The following is a 20532-nucleotide window of genomic DNA, read 5'->3' as shown; positions in this document are numbered from 1 at the left end:
GGTGCTTGACGGAGCCGAACCCAATAGTGGTTCGGCTTTTTTAAATGCCGTTTTCTCCCCGGGTCAGAAGGGAAAAGAGAGAACGGTCATATTTTTATGGATGGGAAGGGAGTCTTGGAAATTGAGGGCGTTTTTGGACAATTGGTTTGGGATTGATTTTCTTCTTATTCTGATTCTGTTGGTACCAGGATTGGTGTTCACTTATCTGTTCTTTTATGACCGCAAACAAAAAGAGCATTCGGTGTTACGCAATTACCCCGTGTTGGGCAAAGTCCGTTATTTTCTGGAAAAGATCGGTCCGGAACTGCGTCAATATCTTTTTCACAACGATCGGGAAGGAAAGCCTTTTTCCCGCAATGATTACGAGTCGATCGTCAAGCGGGGAAAATACCTTCAGGACTTGATCGGATTCGGCTCGGAGCGGGACTTCGATCAGCCGGGGTACTACATTCAAAATGCCCTGTTTCCCAAGCAGGAAGAAGAGATGCGGATCGACCACAAACCCCGGGTGAAGACAAAAAAATATGATTTGCAGCACGACGGATTGTTTTACCGGAAAGAAGAGCGGGTGGATTCGGATCAATCTCCGTATTTGCTCGCCGATTCGGATGCTGTCGTCATCGGTGAAGGATGTGATCACCCCTTTGTTGTGAAAGGGTTGGTCGGTATGTCGGCGATGAGTTACGGTTCTCTGGGCGAACAAGCGATCACCGCTCTGTCGGAGGGGTTGGGAATGGCTCGGGGGAGTTGGATGAACACAGGGGAAGGCGGTCTTTCCCCCTACCATTTAAAAGGGGATGTGGATCTGGTTATGCAGATCGGTCCCGGGCTGTTCGGAGTACGGGACCGTGAAGGACGCCTGGATTGGGAGGAGTTGAGGCGGAAAGGGCAGATGGACCCGGTCAAAGCGATTGAGCTCAAACTGGGACAGGGAGCGAAACTTCGCGGAGGACACGTGGACGGGAGCAAAATTAATCCGGAGATCGCTGAAATCCGGAAGATCCCACCCTTTGAATCCGTGGACAGCCCTAACCGATTCAGGGAGTTTGACGATTTGCCCACTCTCTTTTCTTTCTTGGAAAAGATCCGTCGTTGCACCGGAAAACCGGTGGGGATCAAAATCGTCGTTGGCGGACCGGAAGCAGCGAATCAACTGGCCGCCCATATGAAAAAAACGGGAGCAGGACCGGATTTTATCACAGTGGATGGCGGGGAAGGAGGAACCGGCGCTTCCTTCCAAGATTTGGCGGACAGTGTGGGCTTACCCAATAAGTCGGCTTTAATGATCACGGACACCGCCTTAAGAAACCATGGGGTCCGGAACCGGGTCAAACTGATCGCCTCTGGAAAGTTGATCACACCGGACCAGATTTCCATTGCTCTGGGGATGGGGGCGGATCTGGTCAATATCGCCCGGGGCATGATGATCAGTGTCGGTTGTATCCAAGCTTTGAAATGTCACACGAATGATTGCCCGGTCGGTGTAGCCACCACGGATTCCAAATTACAGCGGGGCCTGGTGGTGGAAGAGAAAAAGTACCGGGTCGCTAACTATGTTCTCTCTCTCCGGAAAGGCCTCTTCCGGGTGGCCGCCGCCGCCGGAACCAAGTCGCCGGTGGAGTTGGACCGTCACCATGTCGTCTACAAGGATGAACGGGGCGCCGTTTGGGAATTGGAAGACGGACAGAAATCAACACGGAAGGAACATCCGGGACTCCCGGCTTAGGAACACTCCGATCGCAGGTCTTTCCAAAAAAAAACCGCCGTTCCATCGGCAGACCGTAGAATGTTCGACCAAGAGAGGAGAAGGAACGGAACGGCGGACAGTATCATCAGAATCTATAAAAAGGTATAGAACATCATCTTTATCTTCTTTCATTATTCAACAGATCTCGTTTTTTGGAAATAGTAAACGGATGGAAATCCGGTTCGATGTGAAAGAGGACGGATTTTCCGGAGCCGTATCCTTTGTGCCGATGATTCAGCGGTGTCTCTGGAAGAGAAGCGAATGATGGAAGGAGTGATCGTTTTGCATCGGAACCCGGATCGTGAACAGATCAAACAATTGTTGAAGGAAGCGAACCATATCGCCGTTGTCGGTCTGTCCGACAAGCCTTTCCGAACCAGCCACATGATCGGAAAAGCCCTTCAAGAAGCGGGATATCGAATTTTTCCCGTCAACCCGACTCTGAAGGGGCCTGTTCTGGGGGAAACACCCTACGCATCTGTGGAGGAGATTGGAGAACCGATCGATATCGTGGATGTTTTTCGGCGGAGTGAACATTGTGTCCCGGTGGCGGAGGACGCCGTTCGGGCGGGAGCTAAAGCGATTTGGTTTCAGCAGGGAGTTATCAACGAGGAAGCGGCTTCAATTGCCTCCCAAGCGGGATTGACAGTGGTGATGGACCGGTGCATCAAGGTGGATCACGCTGTTTTGCTCGGTAAGGAAGGCCGTAAGTAAGCATGGGGATGTTAAAATGACAGAGGGGCCGCCAAAATAAGGCTCCTCTCCTCCCTGCAAAAATAGATGGTTGAGCATTGACAATCCGGGGTCGTGTAGAAACATAATATAATCGAGGGGTCACATTCTCTCGAAGCAGAGGTGATCGCTGTGGAAACCATGAAGCTCTCCACACTGATTTTGACTTTTTCACCTGAATTATATGAGCTACTCCGGGAAGAAGAGCTTGAATCCGAAGTGATCGTTACCGATCTGGGGAAGTTGAACCGGGAAGACCTCAGTGAGATTATCGAGCAGACGATTCAACACCATAATCGGGCTCCTTATCAGTGAGCTGTCATATGGGTTGCCGGTTTGGGCACGACCCTTCACCCAAATGGGGTGAAGGGTTTTTATTTTTGATGCAAAAAAATACCCGTGGTCCCGTTGGAGTCCACGAATTCCATCCATGGGCACAGGGTCTTAAACCGCAAGTTGATTTAAAACTATTGAAAAGGACACAAAAAAATATGAGTTTACGAATAATAATATACAGCCTTTTTTGGGAGCGGATCCATGGAAAGAAGAAGCTGGGCAGTTCAGATTGAAGGAATGCATCATGTCGTGGAGATGGAACATGAGCCGAATGGGGGAACCATATGGGTAGACCGTCGGTTGGTGGAGGAGTGGGTTCTCAACGACGACCGTAATTCCCACCATATCTTTTTTATTAAAGGACACCGCTGCGGACTTCATATTTTTTATGAAAGCAGTGTTAGCGGCTATTGCTATGATTTTTCCCTGAACGGTGTCTCTGTGGTGGACGGCAAAGACCTTCCTTTCCACCGCTCTTCCCCGTCGGCGGGAATGACAAAGAGTTGGGAGTTTTGTCTGGACGGCGGAATTCATATATTGACATTTCAGCATGAACCGTACGGTAAGCGCTGCATTCGGTGGAACGGGCGTCTTGTGGAGGAAAGCTATGTCTATGACGAGAGAAACAGCAATCATCTGGTTTTGTGGAAAAAGCATCGCATCGGAATACACCTGCACCGGGAAGAGAAGGAGACTTTTACCTACGATTTATCAGTGGACGGATTTTCTTGGGAAACCGGCCTCCCTGTCTTTTTTGAACCCACACCGATCGAGTGCCGTCAAAAGATATGGTTTTTGTCTCTGGAAAATGGAGTTCATACCATCGAATTGAAACATCAAAGCTTGTGGAATCAGACTCAGGTCAGAGTGGACGGAAATATTTTCCTCCGTATCGGCCTTCGCTTGGACAAACGGAGTACTCGTTACACTTTTTCGATTGGGGATCATTGTTGTGCGGTAGATATCGAGAAGAAGGCCATGATACAATACCGATATGATCTGGTGGTCGACGGGGTATCCGCCTTGACCGGGGAAACCGTGTTGTTCCCTGCCGGTGATGATATTTCCGATCGGAGAAAAACGTGGCTGGTCGACTTAGGGGATGGTTCCCACCGGGTGACAGCCGAACGGACCGGTTATTCAGAGATGATCACGGTGGACGGGGTGAAGTTGGCTCACCATCCCGTGTGGAGGAGATCCGGCAACCGTTGTCACTTCTTTAAAGTCGGGAACCGCAATGGTGCGGTGTTTTTTTCAGAGAGGGACGATGATGAGTATCGTTTCCGGTTGTTTCTGGATGGAATCTGTGTAGATACCGGTGAACATTTATTGCCTCTGAAATTGGATGGAAAAGAAACAGAGTGGATGTTTGAACTGGGAGGCACCCTGCATACGGTACGGTTGGAACAGCGGCTTTGGTTTTCGGGTAAGAGGCGGATCCGGGTGGACGGCCGGGTCGTGGATCCTGTGGATAAGGTTATTCACAGCGGCAGGATCAGGTATATCTTTCTTCTGGATCAATACCTGTGCCGGCTGGATATCTGGAAACAGAGCGATGGGGCCTCTTTCAGCCGGTTATTTGTCAACGGTTTTCAACTTGGAGCCGGAAAAACGGTTCAGTCCTGGATCTTTCATGGCATCCCGCAAGTACCGTCATCAGGGGGACGAAATCCTTTTTCAGGGGGCATATCCGGTGGTTTTGCACGGATCGGCAGGGTGGTCACTTCCCCTTTTACGGATCGACGCCGTAAATCCTGCGGCGGAAGCCGTGGGAATAACCACTACAGTCGTCGAGTAAGGCTGGAAGTTCCCGAGGCCGCTCGCTCATGAAAATTGAAAAAGCACGCCTTTATGTCCCGGCTGCCGGTTGATGGTAGCCGGGTTTTTTGGCATTTTGGAGAAACAGCATCATACGCAAGACTGGTTCAGCTAGGGGGAGGATAGAGTCCTCTGGGGCGAACTTCTCTGACATGTACGCGTTTGGCCGGTTCGTCGAGAATGGGGAAAACGTGCTATACTGTTACGTGTTCAGGTTGTAAACTTTCAAGGGGGTACCTGATCGGCATGCCTGCGGAGCAAACAAAAGAGCTGTGTCAATTGACCCGGGATAAGCTGTCGGAGGTTCATGGTCTGGTAGAGCATTTTCTGAACCATACGGACATCCGGAAGTTGGTGGAGGAGAGTCCGGAGGGGAAAGATGCGGAAGATTATTTAAAAGAATTCCTGTCCGATCTGCGCTATCTATTGGTATCCTGCGAACTGGGTTATGAAAAGGTCAGCTTGGTTTTGAGGCGGGCAACATTCAGCGAGGATTTTGCGGAACGTGTTTTGAATGAAGTGGTTCACACTTGTATCCACAATTTTTACTACCCTCGAAACGAAGTGTACGAAGAGGACAGCCGTTACTCCTATACCAACCATGATCCGATCCGGTTCCGTCGGAGGCCTCCGGAGTCGATGAAAAAAGTTACATTTACTCTTTCCAAGATCTTTGAAATACTGAGGGATGAATTGGATTACTACGAGACAGATACCATGAACCGGGTGCAAATGAAGAAACAGCACCTGACGTTCTAATGAAATAGAAACAAAAGAGGCGGAATCGGCCTATTTTTGTGGTGAAATGCCGATTTTGTCGAAAAAACGTGACAAAAATTGTCGAATGCGATAAAATCGAATCGTTGATTGAAAGACCCTGAAGCGTTGAGAGACGGGAATCCTTTTGAGTCAAAGGGAGAAGGGGGAATCTAGATGACTGGACCGGGTGCGGCGACAGAGGCGGAACCCATCCGTCCCATCGACGGAACGGTGGATACGGGAGAATCCCGGGAGTACGCCGATGCGAATCCGGATCGCTCGCAGGTATACGAGCGCGCTCATCTGAAATACGCGAAACGAAAGTATTCGGAAGCGTTGGCCGCAGTGGAGGAATTATTGGGGGACGAGCCTTTCCACGCTCAGGGGATGCTGTTGAACGCCCGGATCCTGGAACGTTTGGACCGTGGAGACGAGTCCCGGGCCGTCTATGAGAAAGTATTGGACTATCATCCGGACTTCAGCCAGGCTTACCGGGAATATGGACGTTTTTTGCTTCTCAGCCGGGAGGCTTTCGGTGAAGCGGAAACTCACCTTCTCAGCGGGCTGGAGAAAAATCCCCGGGACGCCTTTGCCCATGCATTGTTGGCGGAAGTGTACGCGCAAACCGATCGCAAACAGCAGGCACTGCTTCATTTAAAAATCGCGGCGCGTTTTCCTTCGGACAATAAGGACTACTATGAAGTATATGCGAAAGTTCTGATGAAGCTCGGCGAATTGGGTGAAGAAGCGAGACGGCTGCGCCGAAAGCTGGTGTCCGATTCCGGGGACCGTCAAGTCCGCACTCAGTTCCGGAGGGCGTTAAAAGCGCAGAGGAAGGGCGAGCGAGGCTTAAAACGCTATTTCAGGAAAGTGTGGTCCTAAGCACAAAGGACTATCGCAAATGTTCGAAAAAAATAATAAGCACATATCGACAAATTTCGAACATTATGGTATGATGAGATTTGTAAGCGAGGTTGACCTCCTTGCTTATGCTACCACGCTTCTTAACTCCTTAATCTTGACCCTCTTTCATGTGGCCAGGTCCTATCCTGGTCTTTTTCTTGTCTTTAAATCCCCGATTCCTGATCATCCCAATTCCTAAACTTTAAAACCGGAAGCTGATGGTTTTTCATTTTTTATAGAAACGGCAGGGACATTTCCCCGCCGTTTTTTCTACTCAAACTTTCTCCGCTTTCCGGTCTGCCCGGTGAATGATTGCCGGATCTTCGGGCACCTCGCTGGGGTGTATCTGATCATTAACGACAACTGGGTGCGGGGGCCGCTTTCCGACTCCGCGCCAGGTTCCCCTCCCGCGGATGCAAAACGGTCGGCTCCATTTTCTCCGGACCGAATCAGCGGCCAAAGGAAGAGCAAAGTGGCCGCTGGTTCGGTCCTTCGAAAACTCCGCTAGGTTGTCGGGCATAGCGAGACCCGGGAGCGGAGCGACCGAGGCGAGACTTGTGCCCTTTGGATGCAAACGTCGCTACGCTGGAAATCGGTGCCCAGCTCCTTTCGACGATTTACCAGACACGCCCTAGCGGTTGTTTTTTTGAAACAGCCATTCCAGCCTGGGCTGGACAAGGGGCCGGGTGATTTTTTGTACGAAATTGGAGGCTAGGAAACAAGTCAGCAGGACGGCCCCTGCCATAATCACCACGTGCTGGTAAGGGGAAGGCAGTATATCCTTCAGATCCAAGGCCTTGTAGATTTCGATGAAAAATCCGTGCCACACATAAACATAAAGAGAACGGGCTCCCCATCGGCTGATGATGCTCTTTCGTTGGGGAATGAGTGTCAAAACGAAGATGGATGAGAGAACCGCCAAACCGTAAAAGAAAAGGCGATGGACTCCCGCATACCATTCCCCGTGCCCCACTTCTTCGTAAGGAAATACGAAGTACAACCATTTACGGATACTCAGACCGAGAGGAGAATGAAATTCCAGATAATAGAGAAAAGCGGTGATCCCGATCAATCCCAAGACGGCCGTCACCCGCTTCCATGGGGAAAACAGCTTCTCGAAATGATGTCGTTTCAAATAAAATCCGGCCAGAAAGAAGGGGAAAAAAGCAACAGTCCTGGATAAGCTGAGGAAATCGTCGGCATCACTGACATACCCGATCAGGATCGCTAAAATGACAGAAAGGATGAGCGGGTGTTTCAACTGAATAAAATACGGTAATATCAGTCGCCACAAAAAGAGGCTGAGTAAAAACCACATAATCCAGTAGGGGTCAAAGATGGACCCGTTCCATTCGGACGGTCGGTAGAGTACGTAGTCGAAGACCAGGTAGAGCGTTTGAAAGATGACGTAGGGAATAAAAATCGTGACAAGGATTTTTTTGTTTTGCTCCGGTTTGCGGAAGTTCTTTGCAAAGTACCCCGCAATCAAGATGAACAAGGGCATATGAAATGAAAACATCGTTAAATAAAGCGTTTTCAGTAAGTCGCTTTCATTGAGCATGGGTCGGATAGCATGACTGACTACCACTAAAAGAATAAGAATAAATTTGACATTATCAAAATAATAATCTCTCTGCTTCATTCCGTCTTTCATCAATCAACCTCCTGTCACAGCGAGGATACGTTTTAAACGCCTCTTGTTCTTATTCCATATTACAACACGTTTTTCCCGCCGGTAAAACAGGTTGTGTTTATCGTGAAAAATTCTACATCTTTTGAGAAAATACCTTTCATTGAACGGAAGCAAACGAAGGAAACACTGATTTTTGGGCACCGCATAATATACCCATAGAATCGATGGAGAAGGAGGGTTTAAAATGAAAGGGCGCAGTTGGACGGAAGAAGAGGACCGTTTTTTGGCAGAACAGGTTTTACAATCGATTCGCGAAGGCGGAAATCAGCTGGACGCTTTTGAACGAGTGGCCCGAAAAATCGGGCGAACGCCCGGTGCCTGCGGATTTCGCTGGAATGCCGTCGTAAGAAAAAAGCAGGCTGAGGCTTTCAATCAGGCGAAGAAGCAACGGGTGGCCAGCCATCTTAAAAAAAAGAAAGCTACTGCTTTTTCCTTAAAAAATCTGATTCGGCAACTCCGGGCCTTCGATCGTGAATACCGGGCGGACCGGGAAGCGATTCAACGGTTGGAAAGGCAGTTGAAAAAGAAAGAGCGTCAGTTGCGAGGGGTAGCCGAGGAGAATCGGAGACTCAAGGAGGAGTGGGAGGCTTATCATAGCTTTCAGAATGATATTAAAGACCGGTACGCCCATTTGTTGAAATTATTGCAGTCCGCCGGGGCACTTATCCGTCAAGAAGAACCAGAAGCCAACGGACCAACCGAAGTGGAGATCGAGGTGAATCATCCGCCCGAGGAAGAGGTGCGCGGGTCAAGCGTGGATACGGATTGGGAAACGGGGTCATAATGTATGGAATACGGATGGGAATGTAAACAGAAAAGAGGTGCACTCGTTTGCCCCGTTCCTGGAGTGCCGACGAAGACCGGTCTCTGTTGCAATGGGTGACGAATTGCAGAAAAATCGGGATGACGCGAAAGCAGACCTTTGAAATGGTGGCGGAAAAGTTGAACCGCAGTGAAAACGCCTGCTATGCGAGGTGGAAGAAAATAGTGAAGCGGGTGCGGGATGTGGAATCGTCTGGATCCCCTCGACATAAAAAAGGGGCGGAGATGGAGAAGGAGCCGCAATCGATCAGAAACCGGATGGATGAACTGGAGCAGATTACCCGCACCAACCATGATCAGTTGGATCGTCTCCTTAAAGAGAATCGAAAACTGCGGGAGGAAATGAAATTTTTTGAACAACTGCTGATGGAGGAATATCAGCTTCTGGTCCATTTATTAAGTAATAAAAACCGAAACGCGCGAATTCATCAATTGGAATCCCGAAACTCAGGAGAAGCCTGAACGGGTTTTCTTTTTATGTTCACCGGGTGAAACCTTTTATGAAATAAGGTATGATGAGAAGAAAAGAGTTTTGGATAAAGGAGTGGGAGTTCGTTTGGCCCAGTGGAATGAAATAACGACCTTCAACGAGTGGAATCAGGCGTTTCAACAATCAGAGGAGCGACCGGTGCTGGTGATGAAACACAGTACGCGCTGTCCGGTGAGTGCCGATGCCTGGGAGGAATGTAAAAAATACACAGAGGATCAACCCCGCTCCGACATGGATTATGTGATTGTCAAAGTGTTGGAATCCAGGGAGGTGTCTGACCGGATCGCGGAAGATCTCGGAGTAAAACATCAATCCCCTCAAACGATCCTGCTGAAGAATGGAAAGCCGGTTTGGCACACTTCTCACTGGCATATCAAGAAGGAAGCCTTGGAGGAGGTTCTCGCCAGTCACCTTCGTTGAGCAACCCGATTCCCGCAGGGTTGCTTTTTTTGGTTGATCCGTGATGGAGCCGTAAATAGGAGATTGGGAGGAGTCCATCATGAGAAAATACGATATGATCGTGATCGGCGGCGGTTCTGGCGGCTTAGTCGCCGCGGCGGAAGCGGCCGGGCTGGGAGCGAAAACCGCTTTGATCGAAAAAGGAAAATTGGGCGGGGATGGTCTTTGGTCGGGGTGTCTGCCTTCCAAATCGTTGATGCGATCTGCCAAAATCCTTGACGCTTCCCGAAAAGCTGAGGAATTGGGTAATAAGACAACCGGGAAGTTGCGGTGGGAATCCGTTCAAAACCGGATCAACCGGTCCATCCGGGGAATGTCTCTGCAGAATGATCCGGACCGATTTCGGGAGCTGGGAGTGGATGTGTATCACGGGGCGGGGCATTTTCAATCCCCTCATGAGATTCGTGTCGGGGGGATTGAAGTGATCCATGGTAAACGGATCGTCATCGCGACAGGCTCCTATCCTGTCGTTCCCCCGGTTACCGGTTTAACCGAGGAGAACTTTCTCACCGTCGAGACGGCATGGCAGTTGGAGGAGTTGCCGGATTCCCTGCTGGTGATTGGCGGGAGTCCGATCGATTTGGAATTGGCTCAGGCCTTTGCCCGGTTGGGCAGCCGGGTGACTGTGGTGGAGACGGAACCGGAGATTTTGAGCCAGGAAGATTCGGAACTGATCCCCTTTATTCGACGGGCGCTAAAACGGGAAGGGATTCGGATGATCACCGGTGCCCGGGTTGTTGAAGTACAGGCGGAGGAAGAAAAAAAGCGTGCGGTGGTAAAACAGGGAGAAAAAACCTTTTCCCTTACTGTGGATGGAATTTTAGCGGCGGCGGAGAGAAAACCCAATACGGATCGCCTGCAATTGGATCGTGCCGGTCTCCGTACAGAAGACGGGGTTATTTCCGTCAATCCCCGTTTACAAACTTCTGTTCCCCACATATTTGCTATCGGAGATGTTAACGGTGGGGCCCCCTTTACTCACGCGGCGCAAACGGAGGGGAAAGCCGCTGTTTATAACGCTTTGCTCGGATTGCGGGGTCAAGTGGATGATACCGATCTGCCCCGGGTTCTATTTACCGACCCGGAAGTGTTTCACCTGGGTTGGACGGAAGAAGAAGCCCGGGAAAAGGCGGGGGAGATCCGTGTTTTCAAGACTCGTCTGAATCAGGTGGACCGGTTTGTTACGGACCGGGAGACGGAGGGATTGGTGAAAGTCATCACGGATCGCCGGGGAAAAATCCTGGGAGCCCATGCTGTGGGACCTGACGCTGGAGATTGGATGCAGGAAGCGGTTTTCGCCAAACGCCACGGCCACAAATTCGGGGATATCTCCCGGACGGTTCACCCCTATCCGACTCGCGCTGGAGCGTTACAGAGGTTGGCGGATTTGCATCGGAGGGAAACTTTATCCTCGTCGAAGGGGTTGTCCAGACTTTCGCGATGGCTGATCCGTCGGTTACGGTAAAAGGGACGATCATACAAAAGATCCCCCTGGACGGGGGGAGGAAAGTGTTTCGTTTAATACCAGATACCGAGGACAGCGAAGATCGTGGCGATCACCAACAGGAAGATTAAAAGACGGCGCAAGCCGAATCCGTAGTAAGAGCCGGTCATTCCAACTCCTCCTTCCTCTTGTTGATGCTATAAAATATGCGCCGGGGGGTGAATGTGTACAGGCGGATATCCCATCCGGGGAAAATGGTCACTGGTGGAGTGCGTGTCTGGCGGGAAAACAGGAGGAAGCCGGAAGACCCTAATAATCGTCCAGCGCTCCGGCAAACCAAAAAATAGTGGGGATAATCAATAGAAACAGCAGAAGTCGATGCAGGGCTTCCTTTTCACCGGGCCACGGATAACCCTTGCGATTCCGCCTGTAGTACGGGCTGTACATGATGGTGTTCCCCCTCCCGAACCGGCGGGAACCTGATGAACCCGCAATCGGTTCATGATTTAAGATATTCGGTGGCCTGTTCCATTGACTGAGAGAAGAGCCCAGTCCAGGAACGGATCGAGCGAATATCACGCCCAAATTACGCGGTGATCGGGGCATCGGCCTGCCCCCTCCGGTCGTTCCCTTCATAAGGTGAAGGGAAAGTCCAAACATGGGGGGATAAGCATGGCGGGGAAAGGCCTTTCAACAAAGGAAATGACGCAACTGATCAACAATGTCCTGGGACAACGGGTATTATCGGAACAACAGCTCAACCAAATTCTGTCCGGTGCCACAAAAGCCAACGAACGGGGAGGAATGGGCGCTGTCCTGGAATATTTAATGAAAGTGACCCAAGCTGATGTGGGCAAGCAGGAATTGAAAGACTTTGCCGATTCCGTTCAGCGCAATCCGCAGATGGGAATGGATATGCTGCAGGGCAAGAAACCCGTACAGCCCCGAGGCAAGAGAAGGAAGAGGTAAAAAATCAAAGCCCGGTTTACCGGGTTGGAAAAACAAGCGCCCTTCTTTCCGGTAACTGCGGATGGATGGGCGCTTATTTTCGTCGGTTACGTTTGGGGAGTAATGAATTTTAATCCGATGACGCCGGTGAAAATAAGCAACAGACACAGGATGCGGAGCCATTCCCGCGACTCGCCGAAGAGAACCATCCCGAGCACCGCCGTACCCACGGCTCCCAATCCGGTCCAAACGGCATAAGCTGTTCCGACAGGCAGTGTTTTCATCGCTTGGGACAGGAAGTGAAAGCTGAGGGCCATGGCGATCACTGTGAATACACTGGGCCAAAGCCGTGAAAATCCTTCGGTGTATTTAAGTCCGACAGCCCATCCTGTTTCAAAAAAGGCGCCGATGATCAGGAAAATCCAAGCCATGTGAAGACTCTCCTTTCTAGGGTGTTTGAGTGAGGTCGATCATCTTCTCCACCACTTGTTCTCGGAGTTCTCCTTCCAAAGGAGCCAGTCCGAGGAGGTCGCAGAAAAAAAGTCCGTCGGCGGCTAATCGGACCAGATTGGCCAGGGCCGGGTCCACTCCGTCATCTTCGATCATCTGTTGCCATTCCCGGTAACGGGTGCGAAGAGGGGTGAGCAGTTCGGGATTGGTGGTAACGGCAGCCAACAGGCCGGCGCTTTTTTCTCGTTGCCGTTCGTCGAGATCCGACGCTCGGATAAAGGCCCTAAGCCAGCTTCCCGGTTCCGGATCCTCTTTGGATCCTTGATGCAGATACTCCGTGTATCGCTCTAACAAGTGGTCCATCATCCCTGAGATCAGGGCTTCTTTGGACGGAAAGTGATAGAGGAGCCCCCCTTTACTGACGCCGGCATTGCGGGCAACCGCATCCAGAGTCAGTTGCTCAACTCCTTGTTCCAGTACCAGCCGGTTGGCTGATTGGACCAGCTTTTCTCGAGTGGATAAAGGTGACGGAGTCATAGATTTCCTCCTTATTCAAGAAACATTCTCCCCTGACTATACCGTCTGGACGGTACAATTATCAACAAAAATAAAAAACACCCCTGCAATTTTGGGATGAGTCGTATAAAATAATAATTACATTTGAGTTTCCTGTATACGCCTGCTTGGTATATATTTTATGATCCATCCGCTGGCGTTTTTTGGAGAGGCCCTCGGGCCTCTGAAAATCATCAAAGAAGGTGGGAAGGAACATGGATGCTCAGAAAAAAAAGATGATGGCCATTATTCTTACCATGATCAAAGAAGTTTACCAGAAAACGACCCAGCTGGAAGAGGTGCTTAACTCCGGAAGTGTACAGATTTTATCCCGCACCTTTGATCCGCTGAACGAGATGCTGGAAGCTGTGGAATATCCGGAAAAACAGACCGATGTGGTCTATGAACTGATTCAGCTTTATCTGGAAGATCAGATGACTGTCGATGAAGTGGTGATCGGGATTGAAAACGGTCTGGAGGAAGAGCAGGCCGCCGTACAAACCTAAATGATCCGTAATTACATAGGCCGGGGAGAAATCCCCCGGCTTTTTTTACGCGGTCCCCTTCTCGGTCCGTTCTTTACCTGCGGCCGGGACCTCCACAGTCACTCGTGTTTTATGGTTCCCCCTCTTCCCCCCAAAGTCTGTTTTTCACCAAAGGATAGCTGCCGTTCGGGGGTTTGGGATGGGACAGTGTAGCTTCCTGATTTCGACTCGCTTCGAGTAAGGCTTTCGCTTTTTGGATGGCCCGGGACTTGAGATACTGAACCTCTTGCAGGATCCAGCCCCGCACTTGACTGCCGTTGATGTACAACTCCCCTTCGATATAGATTTTCCAGTGAAATAGGGACTCCCTTTTTATCTTGGCCCGCAAGGGGTGATCATTTCGTTTCGTTTCGCGATGAATGTACACTAAGTGGCCGTAGTCCCCCTGGAGTTCCAGGGTCATCCAGGGATCATCCCGGTCAGTCATGGATTTCCTCCTTTCCTATACCGATCAGGTGTATGGATGAACCCACACCCCCGACCGGATCGTCGCTTGTTTAAAACTATCTTTTCAAAACCGGGACGGTCTGTCCACCAAAAATGACTTTGCAGCGAGTTTTCGGAGGATTGAGGGTTTAGCGGCCCTTTTGCTTTTTTCATGAATGCCGGTTCAATTGTTGCTCGAGATAAGTAGAAAAAAGATCCATGGCCTTCGTATGAAAGGACGAGGCATGAGTCAAAGAATAAAACTTCCGCCGGATCGGGTAATTCTGCACCCGGAGGGGGCGCAGGGTCCCCAAGGATACTTCTTTGCGGATGGCCCACTTCGATAACAGAGTGATGCCTAACCCTGTTTCTACCGATTCTTTGATCACTTGTGTACTGCCAAACTCCATGACAGAGGCGGGGGTGAAGTGCAGGGATTGAAACAGGCGGTCGGCGGCAGAGCGGGTACCAGAGCCGATCTCCCGCAGGATCCAGTGTTCCTTTCGCAGTTGCTCCATACTCACTTCTTCGGCGTTCGCCAGTCGGTGGCCGGATGGGAGGACTAAAACCAGTTCATCGGTGGCGACCGGTTGAATGACCAGGTCGGGGTGGGTCAATCGCCCTTCAACGACTCCCAGGTCCAGTTCCCGGCGGACGACCTGTTCCCCTACTTCCTTGGTATTCTCGATGGTAATGGTCGGGGTGATCCGGGGATACGTGGCCCAGAAACCGGCGATGATCCGGGGAAGGACATATTCCCCGAAAGTGAAGCTGGCTCCGATGGACAGTGTACCGCTGGCGGATTGGGTTAAATCGGCGATCAGTCGTTTCACCCTGGCGTATTGGTTTAAAATCTCCTTGCCGTGTCGATAGAGAATTTCCCCGGAGGGAGTCAGACGGACGGACTTACTGCTTCGATCCAACAGCCGGGTTTCGTATTTTTTCTCTAGGGACTGAATATGAAGACTGACTCCGGGTTGCGTCAGGTGCAATTCTTCCGCCGCTCGGGAAAAATTCCGGGTTTTGACTACGGTCATGAAGACCGATAACGAACGGTCCATCTTTCCTCACCCTAACCCTTTATGATAGCTTCTTCTTATTATAATCATAATAAGAATTAATTTCACTTATGAAAGGAAAAGGGGTAAGGTGGGGGGAGAGGGAGTTGAGTGGAAAATGAAAGAGCCCGGTATGTTGAAAGGTCCACTTCCGGAGAGGCGTCTGCGTCGGACCCTCTCTTTTGCGGGAGGGATTCTATTTACGATGGTCGTGGCAGGGGCGGGTTATCTGCTTTCGATGCTGCCGGTGGTGAATCGGTTGGGAACGATGATCCCGGCGATCCTCCTGGCAGTTGTTTATCGGCATTGGTCGGGTTATCCCGAACGCATCCGGGAAGGAATTCAGTTTTCTTCTCAAAAGATTCTCCGCCTGGCGATCATCTTGTTCGGGTTCCAGTTGAATATGGAACAGATTTTGGGTGAGGGTTTTACCTTGTTGTGGAAAGATGCCGTTTCCATTCTTCTGGCCCTGATGGCGGTTCTTGTTCTCGCTCGCCTGATGGGCGCGGATCGGGATCTTTCCTTTTTACTGGGGGTGGGAACCGGAGTGTGCGGAGCGGCGGCGATTGCCGCCGTTTCCCCGATCATCGGGTCCAAGGAGGAGGATACGGCAACCGGGGTGGGAATCATCGCTCTGGCGGGTACGGTGTTTACTCTTCTTTATACATTGCTGCGCCCGTTTTTACCCTTCAGTGCATCTCAGTACGGGATCTGGTCGGGGTTGAGTCTGCACGAGATGGCCCATGTGGCCGCTGCTGCCGCTCCGGCGGGGACAGATGCCCTGGCGGTGTCTCTGTTGACCAAACTGGGACGGGTTTTCCTACTCATTCCATTGTGTTTGGTTCTGATCTTCTGGATCAAGCGGAAGAGAGGAGGCGATCGAGGGGGGAAAGTCCCTTTTCCCTGGTTCCTGGCCGGTTTTGTCGGTACTTGTCTCATCGGTTCTTATCTTCCTGTTCCTCAGGAAGTGACAGAGGGATTGAGCGCGTTGGGTTCTTTCCTCCTCGCCAGTGCCATGGTGGGATTAGGCTTGAACATTCATTTTCGGAGTCTGAAACAGAAAGCGCTGAAGCCTCTGATCGCCATGTTGATCGCTTCCGTATTTCTGTCACTGGTATCGGGTTGGCTGGTTGATTGGTGAAGCTCTGCCTATAAAAAGCCCCATCGATGATCCCGATCGATAGGGCTTCTTTAGGGTCCTTTCCGTCAAAAATCAAACAGTGTTGCTAGTCAGCTACTGTAAGCGGTCCGACGTCTCTCATTTTGAACTTCATCTTTTCGTTGATATCCGATTCCAAGTGGATAAACCGGTATTCCGGCTCAATCCGGTTCTTTTCCATGTCCAGCGGGGCTACGATCAGTGAATCATCGTAGACATCGACAACCACCATGGGAGAAGGGGTTTCCGATACCAGAAAATAGTTTTGAGATTTGGCAATAATGAATCCGCTCCAAGTGGCGATCGAAATAATCAATGCAATCAGGATGGATACAGAGGTGATCAGCATAGCCGGATGGCGTTTCTCGGCGGAATAAAAAAAGAGATAGAACACCACACAGTGTAATAGATAGAGAAGAATCCATTTCCAAAGATCTCCTTCGATCCGGAAACCCACCTTCATCCCGATGATGACGGCGATGGAGGCGGGGATCAACAAGGAAAACAAAATCCTCCCGTATCGGTTCAGTCCATTGATGACCTCGGACAGATAGGCGATCAACAGAGTCAGGATGATGATACAGGCGGACAGAATGACGGAATTGGTGTGGACTTCCACGAACATGGACGGAATTTGAAAGTGTAATTTGTAGCCGAGGTCGCTCAAATACGAGGAAAAATAGCCCAGACCGGTGATCCCGGCGAGCAGTATCCCTTCGGGAGCCCGGTAGATGATTTTTCGGATCGGTATCCTCACGGTGTTTGGTTCAACCTCCTATTCTATGAAAGGTGACAATAAATCGATTATACCTCACCCGATTTCCCCTTGAAATAAAGAGCCCGCCGCAAAAAAACGACGGGCGTCTCCACGGGCATGATGTGTCCGGGAGGAAAACGTTTCAGACCCTATGGATGCATTCTTTCAGCGGGATTACATCCGGAGACTGGTCCATACTTCCAACTTTGTTTTCACCTTGTTGATCACTTCATCGGTAAACTCCGATGTTGTCGCACTTCCGCCCAAATCAGCCGTACGGTGCCCTTCCCGAACCGTTTCAATTGTCGCTTCATAAATCGCCCGGGAGGCCGCGGACGCCCGTTCATCATCCAAGTGGGTCAACAGGGAAGCGGTGGCCAGGATCATCGCCATCGGGTTGGCGATATTTTTGCCGCGGAGGGTGGGGGCCGTACCGTGGGGGGCTTCCGCCATCACCACTTGCGGGTTGAATTCGTTGTCCACACCCATCAGGATGGATTCGGCACCGGCGATGGAACCGAACAATTGCAAGACCATATCGCTCAGGCAATCTCCGTCCCGGTTGAGGGCGGGGATGACCATGGGGTCACCGGGGTTATTCAACAGCAGGGCGTAAGTGGCGTCGATCAGTTGCGGATCGTAGGGGACTTCCGGGTGACGTTGACTGGCTGCATCCATTTCTTCCTTCAGCATCCCTTCATAGATGGGGCTGACCGTATACTTGGGTCCGCCGAAGACTTTTCCTTTGGTCCGCTTGGCGTGGCGGAAGGCGTACTCGGCTACAGCGCGGCAGGTTTTCCGGTCGATGGTTTCCGTCCGGTATGCTACTTCTTCCACACCGTCTCCTTCCCGCCATTCTTTGGCGCCATAGGCATCACCCACCGCCATCCGGATCACGGAGATCGGGGCGAAGGCTCCGGCGATGGGGTTGACTCCCGGGATGCGCCGGCCGGTACGGACGATCACCTTTCCGTCAATCTCCTTCCGCAGAATGGCGTTGGGGCTGCCCACATCCCCTTTTTCTTCGGGAGTGATGGTGGCCGCCTTCAGCCCGTATCCCGATTCTTTCATCGCCCGGGCGGCCTCAAAGACCACCTCGTTATTCGTTTTCCGCCGGTTTTCAAGGCTGAGATCAAAGGATCGAAGTTCAATGTCAAAACCGATCACATCCGCCGCGAGCACGCGAAGCGCTTCTTCCAGCAACTCTTGGCCGGTTTGGTCGCCTTCCAACACGACGATACTTTTTTTATCATCCAAGATGATCACCTCGCAAGTCGATTCCTACATCATTATACCGGGAGTTCCGGGCTTCTACCACACCGCTGAAGATTCGGAAAACCGATCGGAATGATAATCTCTCACTCTCTTCTTTTTCTCGGGGAGCCGGAGGGATATAATAGAACAATGACTTCCCTTCCGAAGCGGAAAAGGAGTGTTGTTTTTGCAGGGCTATCCCGTCAGAAGCGGTATTTTTTTTGCTCTGATATGCTCTCTTTTGCTTTTGTTGCCCTCCTCCATCCCGATGACCGCTGCTGTCTGGAACCAACCTGATCCCGACAAAAGCGGCTGGGTGGAGAAAAAAATCGCCCAAATGACACTGGATGAAAAAATAGGTCAGATGTTTATGGTCGGTTTTCAAAATGGAGATCAACCGGCGAGGGAAGTGAACGAGCAAGTTCAAAAACTGATTTTGGAAGAACATGTCGGAGGCATCATCCTATTCGACCGCAATGTGGAAAATCCTTGGCAAGTAGCGGGGTTGACCCGGAGATTGCAGCAGTTATCCCTGACTTCCTCCCCGGGAATCCCTTTATTGATCTCCATGGATCAGGAAGGGGGAAAGATTGTCCGGATGAGGGAAGGGGTGACGGTTTTCCCCGGAAACATGGCGATCGGGGCGACCAGGGATTCTTCTTTAGCCTATCGGGCAGGCCGCATAACCGGAGAGGAACTGCGGGCGATGGGCATTAACATGAATCTGGCACCGGTGTTGGACGTGAACAACAACGCGAAAAACCCCATTATCGGAGTACGCTCCTTTGCCGGGGATCCCGTTCTGGCCGCCAGGATGGCGACCGCCAACCTGAAGGGGTACCGACAAGGGGGCGTCTTAACGGCGGTAAAGCATTTTCCGGGCCACGGGGACACGACGACGGATTCTCATATCGATGTACCGACGGTCCCCCACTCTTTGAAGCGGTTGGAAAAGGTAGAACTGGTGCCTTTTCAAAAGGCCATCGAACAGGGGGTGGATGCCGTCATGTCCGCCCACATCACATTTCCGGCGATCGATGACACGCCGGGCCTTCCCGGAACCCTGTCGAAGAAGGTATTAACGGGGTTATTGCGGGAAAAAATGGGTTATCACGGTGTGATTATCACCGACGATATGGAGATGGGGGCGATTGTGGAGAACTTCGGGGCGGATGAAGCCGCTGTCCGCGCTGTCAAAGCGGGAGCAGACATGATTTTGGTCTCCCACGACCTCACTCGTCAACGACAGTCGATTCGATCCGTGAAAAAAGCGGTGAAAAAAGGAGATATTTCTGAAGATCGGATTGACCGATCCCTGCGCCGCATTTTAAAATTAAAGACAGAAAAGCTGGGGGAGCGTGCTGTTTTGCACCAGCCAAAGGTAGAGATATCACAGGTGGATGATGGGGTAGGTACCGAAGAACATCAGCGACAGGCGCTCCGAATTGCGGAGGCCGCGTTGACACAGGTCCGGGATCACTCCGATCATCTGCCGCTGAACCCGAAAAAGACCCCCCGGGTGCTGGCCCTCTCCCCTAACCACGCGGATGTTTTAGGAAAAGCTTTCGCCTCCCGGGGGTTCCGTCCGGTTACCCGGTCGATCGATCCGGATCCCGACTCATCTGTGATTCGCCGACTGTCCAGGGAGGCGGCCCGGGCGGATGCGATCGTGATTGGGACGAGCCAAGCCGGGAAACATCCGTCCCAGGCTGACTTGGTTCAAGAGCTGGAGGCGACGGGAAAACCCGTGATTGTCCTCGGGTTGGATACCCCCTATGATCTTTTATCCTTTCCCCGAGTGAGTACGTATCTGGCCCTATACAGTTCCAACCCTGTTGCTCTTCGGGCCGCCGTGAAAGGGATCACAGGCGAGATTCCGATCACAGGGAAGCTCCCGGTGGAAATCCCCGGAATGTACCCCGCGGGTCACGGGAGGACGCAACCGTGATCCCCCTTCAGCGATTGGATGGTATTTGATCGGGTAATAAAAAAAGGTTCCGGTTTTTTTGTATAGAAAGAGCTAGAAGCATGGTGAAAAAGTCCCCTGTTCGGGAGGGTGGGGTTTCACACGGAGTGCCTTTGGCTCGTCAGAACAACGAAACGGAGTGTGGAACCCCACCCCGACCCACCAAAGACGTGCTAATCACAAGGCTTCTAGAGATCGTGTCGGAGGAGGT

The 20532-nt window shown here is 51.3% G+C and carries 22 protein-coding genes; 14 read left to right on the top strand and 8 right to left on the bottom strand.

All coding sequences use genetic code 11. The annotated features are described in order from the left end of the window. The first annotated feature begins 121 nt into the window (after nucleotides 1–121). From CHM34_RS04450 to CHM34_RS04425, 6 genes are all read left to right on the top strand, one after another. Nucleotides 122–1726 carry an FMN-binding glutamate synthase family protein gene (locus tag CHM34_RS04450; protein ID WP_240511865.1) on the top strand — a complete coding sequence of 535 codons (1605 nt, stop codon included), beginning with the start codon at nucleotides 122–124 and terminating at the stop codon, nucleotides 1724–1726. A gap of 285 nt (nucleotides 1727–2011) precedes the next feature. Next, nucleotides 2012–2461, top strand: a complete 450-nt coding sequence (locus CHM34_RS04445; protein WP_094263376.1) for a CoA-binding protein — start codon at nucleotides 2012–2014, stop codon at nucleotides 2459–2461. Nucleotides 2462–2611: 150 nt separating this feature from the next. After that, nucleotides 2612–2794, top strand: a complete 183-nt coding sequence (locus CHM34_RS04440) for a hypothetical protein (RefSeq protein ID WP_094263375.1) — start codon at nucleotides 2612–2614, stop codon at nucleotides 2792–2794. Nucleotides 2795–3016: 222 nt separating this feature from the next. Beyond that, nucleotides 3017–4645, top strand: coding sequence for a hypothetical protein (locus tag CHM34_RS04435; protein ID WP_094263374.1), 1629 nt, complete (start codon nucleotides 3017–3019; stop codon nucleotides 4643–4645). Nucleotides 4646–4879: 234 nt separating this feature from the next. Then, nucleotides 4880–5392, top strand: coding sequence for a DUF3907 family protein (locus CHM34_RS04430; protein WP_094263373.1), 513 nt, complete (start codon nucleotides 4880–4882; stop codon nucleotides 5390–5392). 174 nt (nucleotides 5393–5566) lie between these two features. Next, a complete protein-coding gene (locus CHM34_RS04425; protein ID WP_094263372.1) occupies nucleotides 5567–6274 on the top strand; it encodes a tetratricopeptide repeat protein in 708 nt (235 codons plus the stop codon). A 652-nt stretch (nucleotides 6275–6926) separates the two neighbouring features. On the opposite strand, the gene CHM34_RS04415 is transcribed toward CHM34_RS04425, so the two are convergent. Then, nucleotides 6927–7949 carry an acyltransferase family protein gene (locus tag CHM34_RS04415; protein ID WP_094263370.1) on the bottom strand — a complete coding sequence of 341 codons (1023 nt, stop codon included), beginning with the start codon at nucleotides 7947–7949 and terminating at the stop codon, nucleotides 6927–6929. 223 nt (nucleotides 7950–8172) lie between these two features. Between CHM34_RS04415 and CHM34_RS19945 the strand changes: the two genes are divergently transcribed. The 4 genes from CHM34_RS19945 (at nucleotide 8173) to CHM34_RS04395 (ending at nucleotide 11224) form a co-directional block, all read left to right on the top strand. After that, on the top strand, nucleotides 8173–8772 hold the full coding sequence (locus tag CHM34_RS19945) for a hypothetical protein (RefSeq protein ID WP_094263369.1): 600 nt from the start codon (nucleotides 8173–8175) through the stop codon (nucleotides 8770–8772). Between the two features lie 47 nt (nucleotides 8773–8819). After that, nucleotides 8820–9272 carry a hypothetical protein gene (locus CHM34_RS04405; RefSeq protein WP_094263368.1) on the top strand — a complete coding sequence of 151 codons (453 nt, stop codon included), beginning with the start codon at nucleotides 8820–8822 and terminating at the stop codon, nucleotides 9270–9272. Nucleotides 9273–9342: 70 nt separating this feature from the next. Continuing rightward, nucleotides 9343–9720, top strand: a complete 378-nt coding sequence (gene ytxJ, locus CHM34_RS04400; RefSeq protein ID WP_240511864.1) for a bacillithiol system redox-active protein YtxJ — start codon at nucleotides 9343–9345, stop codon at nucleotides 9718–9720. A gap of 79 nt (nucleotides 9721–9799) precedes the next feature. Beyond that, nucleotides 9800–11224 carry a dihydrolipoyl dehydrogenase family protein gene (locus CHM34_RS04395; RefSeq protein WP_094263367.1) on the top strand — a complete coding sequence of 475 codons (1425 nt, stop codon included), beginning with the start codon at nucleotides 9800–9802 and terminating at the stop codon, nucleotides 11222–11224. Between the two features lie 288 nt (nucleotides 11225–11512). On the opposite strand, the gene CHM34_RS19225 is transcribed toward CHM34_RS04395, so the two are convergent. Further along, nucleotides 11513–11650, bottom strand: a complete 138-nt coding sequence (locus CHM34_RS19225) for a hypothetical protein (RefSeq protein ID WP_169713585.1) — start codon at nucleotides 11648–11650, stop codon at nucleotides 11513–11515. A gap of 225 nt (nucleotides 11651–11875) precedes the next feature. Here CHM34_RS19225 and CHM34_RS04390 point away from each other — a divergent pair, with 225 nt between their 5' ends. Beyond that, entirely contained in the window at nucleotides 11876–12172 is a 297-nt protein-coding gene (locus CHM34_RS04390) for a hypothetical protein (RefSeq protein WP_094263366.1), read from the top strand. A gap of 86 nt (nucleotides 12173–12258) precedes the next feature. Here CHM34_RS04390 and sugE read toward each other — a convergent pair whose 3' ends face one another. Both sugE and CHM34_RS04380 read right to left on the bottom strand, forming a co-directional pair. After that, nucleotides 12259–12582: a quaternary ammonium compound efflux SMR transporter SugE gene (sugE, locus tag CHM34_RS04385; RefSeq protein WP_094263365.1), complete on the bottom strand. Its 324-nt coding sequence runs from the start codon at nucleotides 12580–12582 to the stop codon at nucleotides 12259–12261. A gap of 16 nt (nucleotides 12583–12598) precedes the next feature. Beyond that, on the bottom strand, nucleotides 12599–13138 hold the full coding sequence (locus CHM34_RS04380) for a TetR/AcrR family transcriptional regulator (protein WP_094263364.1): 540 nt from the start codon (nucleotides 13136–13138) through the stop codon (nucleotides 12599–12601). Nucleotides 13139–13371: 233 nt separating this feature from the next. On the opposite strand from CHM34_RS04380, the gene CHM34_RS04375 reads away from it, so the two are divergent. Beyond that, the gene (locus CHM34_RS04375; protein ID WP_094263363.1) at nucleotides 13372–13662 is read left to right on the top strand and encodes a hypothetical protein; all 291 of its coding nucleotides are present in this window, start codon (nucleotides 13372–13374) and stop codon (nucleotides 13660–13662) included. 109 nt (nucleotides 13663–13771) lie between these two features. Here CHM34_RS04375 and CHM34_RS04370 read toward each other — a convergent pair whose 3' ends face one another. Further along, nucleotides 13772–14128, bottom strand: a complete 357-nt coding sequence (locus tag CHM34_RS04370; protein WP_094263362.1) for a hypothetical protein — start codon at nucleotides 14126–14128, stop codon at nucleotides 13772–13774. Between the two features lie 169 nt (nucleotides 14129–14297). Further along, a complete protein-coding gene (locus CHM34_RS04365) occupies nucleotides 14298–15188 on the bottom strand; it encodes a LysR family transcriptional regulator (RefSeq protein ID WP_094263361.1) in 891 nt (296 codons plus the stop codon). A 115-nt stretch (nucleotides 15189–15303) separates the two neighbouring features. Between CHM34_RS04365 and CHM34_RS04360 the strand changes: the two genes are divergently transcribed. Continuing rightward, a complete protein-coding gene (locus CHM34_RS04360; protein WP_094263528.1) occupies nucleotides 15304–16326 on the top strand; it encodes a YeiH family protein in 1023 nt (340 codons plus the stop codon). 85 nt (nucleotides 16327–16411) lie between these two features. Here the strand turns inward: CHM34_RS04360 and CHM34_RS04355 are convergent, their stop codons facing one another. Next, nucleotides 16412–17101 (bottom strand): hypothetical protein, encoded by a 690-nt coding sequence (locus tag CHM34_RS04355; RefSeq protein WP_094263360.1) that lies wholly within the window; start codon nucleotides 17099–17101, stop codon nucleotides 16412–16414. 174 nt (nucleotides 17102–17275) lie between these two features. Continuing rightward, nucleotides 17276–18358: an isocitrate/isopropylmalate family dehydrogenase gene (locus tag CHM34_RS04350; RefSeq protein ID WP_094263359.1), complete on the bottom strand. Its 1083-nt coding sequence runs from the start codon at nucleotides 18356–18358 to the stop codon at nucleotides 17276–17278. Nucleotides 18359–18542: 184 nt separating this feature from the next. Here CHM34_RS04350 and nagZ point away from each other — a divergent pair, with 184 nt between their 5' ends. Continuing rightward, nucleotides 18543–20303 carry a beta-N-acetylhexosaminidase gene (gene nagZ / locus CHM34_RS04345; protein WP_094263358.1) on the top strand — a complete coding sequence of 587 codons (1761 nt, stop codon included), beginning with the start codon at nucleotides 18543–18545 and terminating at the stop codon, nucleotides 20301–20303. Nucleotides 20304–20532 lie beyond the last annotated feature (229 nt).

The sequence above is a fragment of the Paludifilum halophilum genome, assembly GCF_002245355.1.
In the GTDB taxonomy this organism is placed as follows: Bacteria; Bacillota; Bacilli; order Thermoactinomycetales; family DSM-45169; genus Paludifilum; species Paludifilum halophilum.
Note: the sequence above shows the minus strand (reverse complement) of the source record. Positions and strands in the feature narration are given on the sequence as shown.

What these genes read in the sequence shown, in the direction of transcription:
- CHM34_RS04445 (WP_094263376.1), top strand. Translation starts at nt 2,012, where the DNA reads ATGGAAGGAGTGATCGTTTTGCATCGGAACCCGGATCGTGAACAGATC.
- CHM34_RS04435 (WP_094263374.1), top strand. Translation starts at nt 3,017, where the DNA reads ATGGAAAGAAGAAGCTGGGCAGTTCAGATTGAAGGAATGCATCATGTC.
- CHM34_RS04430 (WP_094263373.1), top strand. Translation starts at nt 4,880, where the DNA reads ATGCCTGCGGAGCAAACAAAAGAGCTGTGTCAATTGACCCGGGATAAG.
- CHM34_RS04425 (WP_094263372.1), top strand. Translation starts at nt 5,567, where the DNA reads ATGACTGGACCGGGTGCGGCGACAGAGGCGGAACCCATCCGTCCCATC.
- CHM34_RS04415 (WP_094263370.1), bottom strand. Translation starts at nt 7,949, where the DNA reads ATGAAAGACGGAATGAAGCAGAGAGATTATTATTTTGATAATGTCAAA.
- CHM34_RS19945 (WP_094263369.1), top strand. Translation starts at nt 8,173, where the DNA reads ATGAAAGGGCGCAGTTGGACGGAAGAAGAGGACCGTTTTTTGGCAGAA.
- CHM34_RS04395 (WP_094263367.1), top strand. Translation starts at nt 9,800, where the DNA reads ATGAGAAAATACGATATGATCGTGATCGGCGGCGGTTCTGGCGGCTTA.
- CHM34_RS19225 (WP_169713585.1), bottom strand. Translation starts at nt 11,650, where the DNA reads ATGTACAGCCCGTACTACAGGCGGAATCGCAAGGGTTATCCGTGGCCC.
- CHM34_RS04390 (WP_094263366.1), top strand. Translation starts at nt 11,876, where the DNA reads ATGGCGGGGAAAGGCCTTTCAACAAAGGAAATGACGCAACTGATCAAC.
- sugE (WP_094263365.1), bottom strand. Translation starts at nt 12,582, where the DNA reads ATGGCTTGGATTTTCCTGATCATCGGCGCCTTTTTTGAAACAGGATGG.
- CHM34_RS04380 (WP_094263364.1), bottom strand. Translation starts at nt 13,138, where the DNA reads ATGACTCCGTCACCTTTATCCACTCGAGAAAAGCTGGTCCAATCAGCC.
- CHM34_RS04375 (WP_094263363.1), top strand. Translation starts at nt 13,372, where the DNA reads ATGGATGCTCAGAAAAAAAAGATGATGGCCATTATTCTTACCATGATC.
- CHM34_RS04370 (WP_094263362.1), bottom strand. Translation starts at nt 14,128, where the DNA reads ATGACTGACCGGGATGATCCCTGGATGACCCTGGAACTCCAGGGGGAC.
- CHM34_RS04365 (WP_094263361.1), bottom strand. Translation starts at nt 15,188, where the DNA reads ATGGACCGTTCGTTATCGGTCTTCATGACCGTAGTCAAAACCCGGAAT.
- CHM34_RS04360 (WP_094263528.1), top strand. Translation starts at nt 15,304, where the DNA reads ATGAAAGAGCCCGGTATGTTGAAAGGTCCACTTCCGGAGAGGCGTCTG.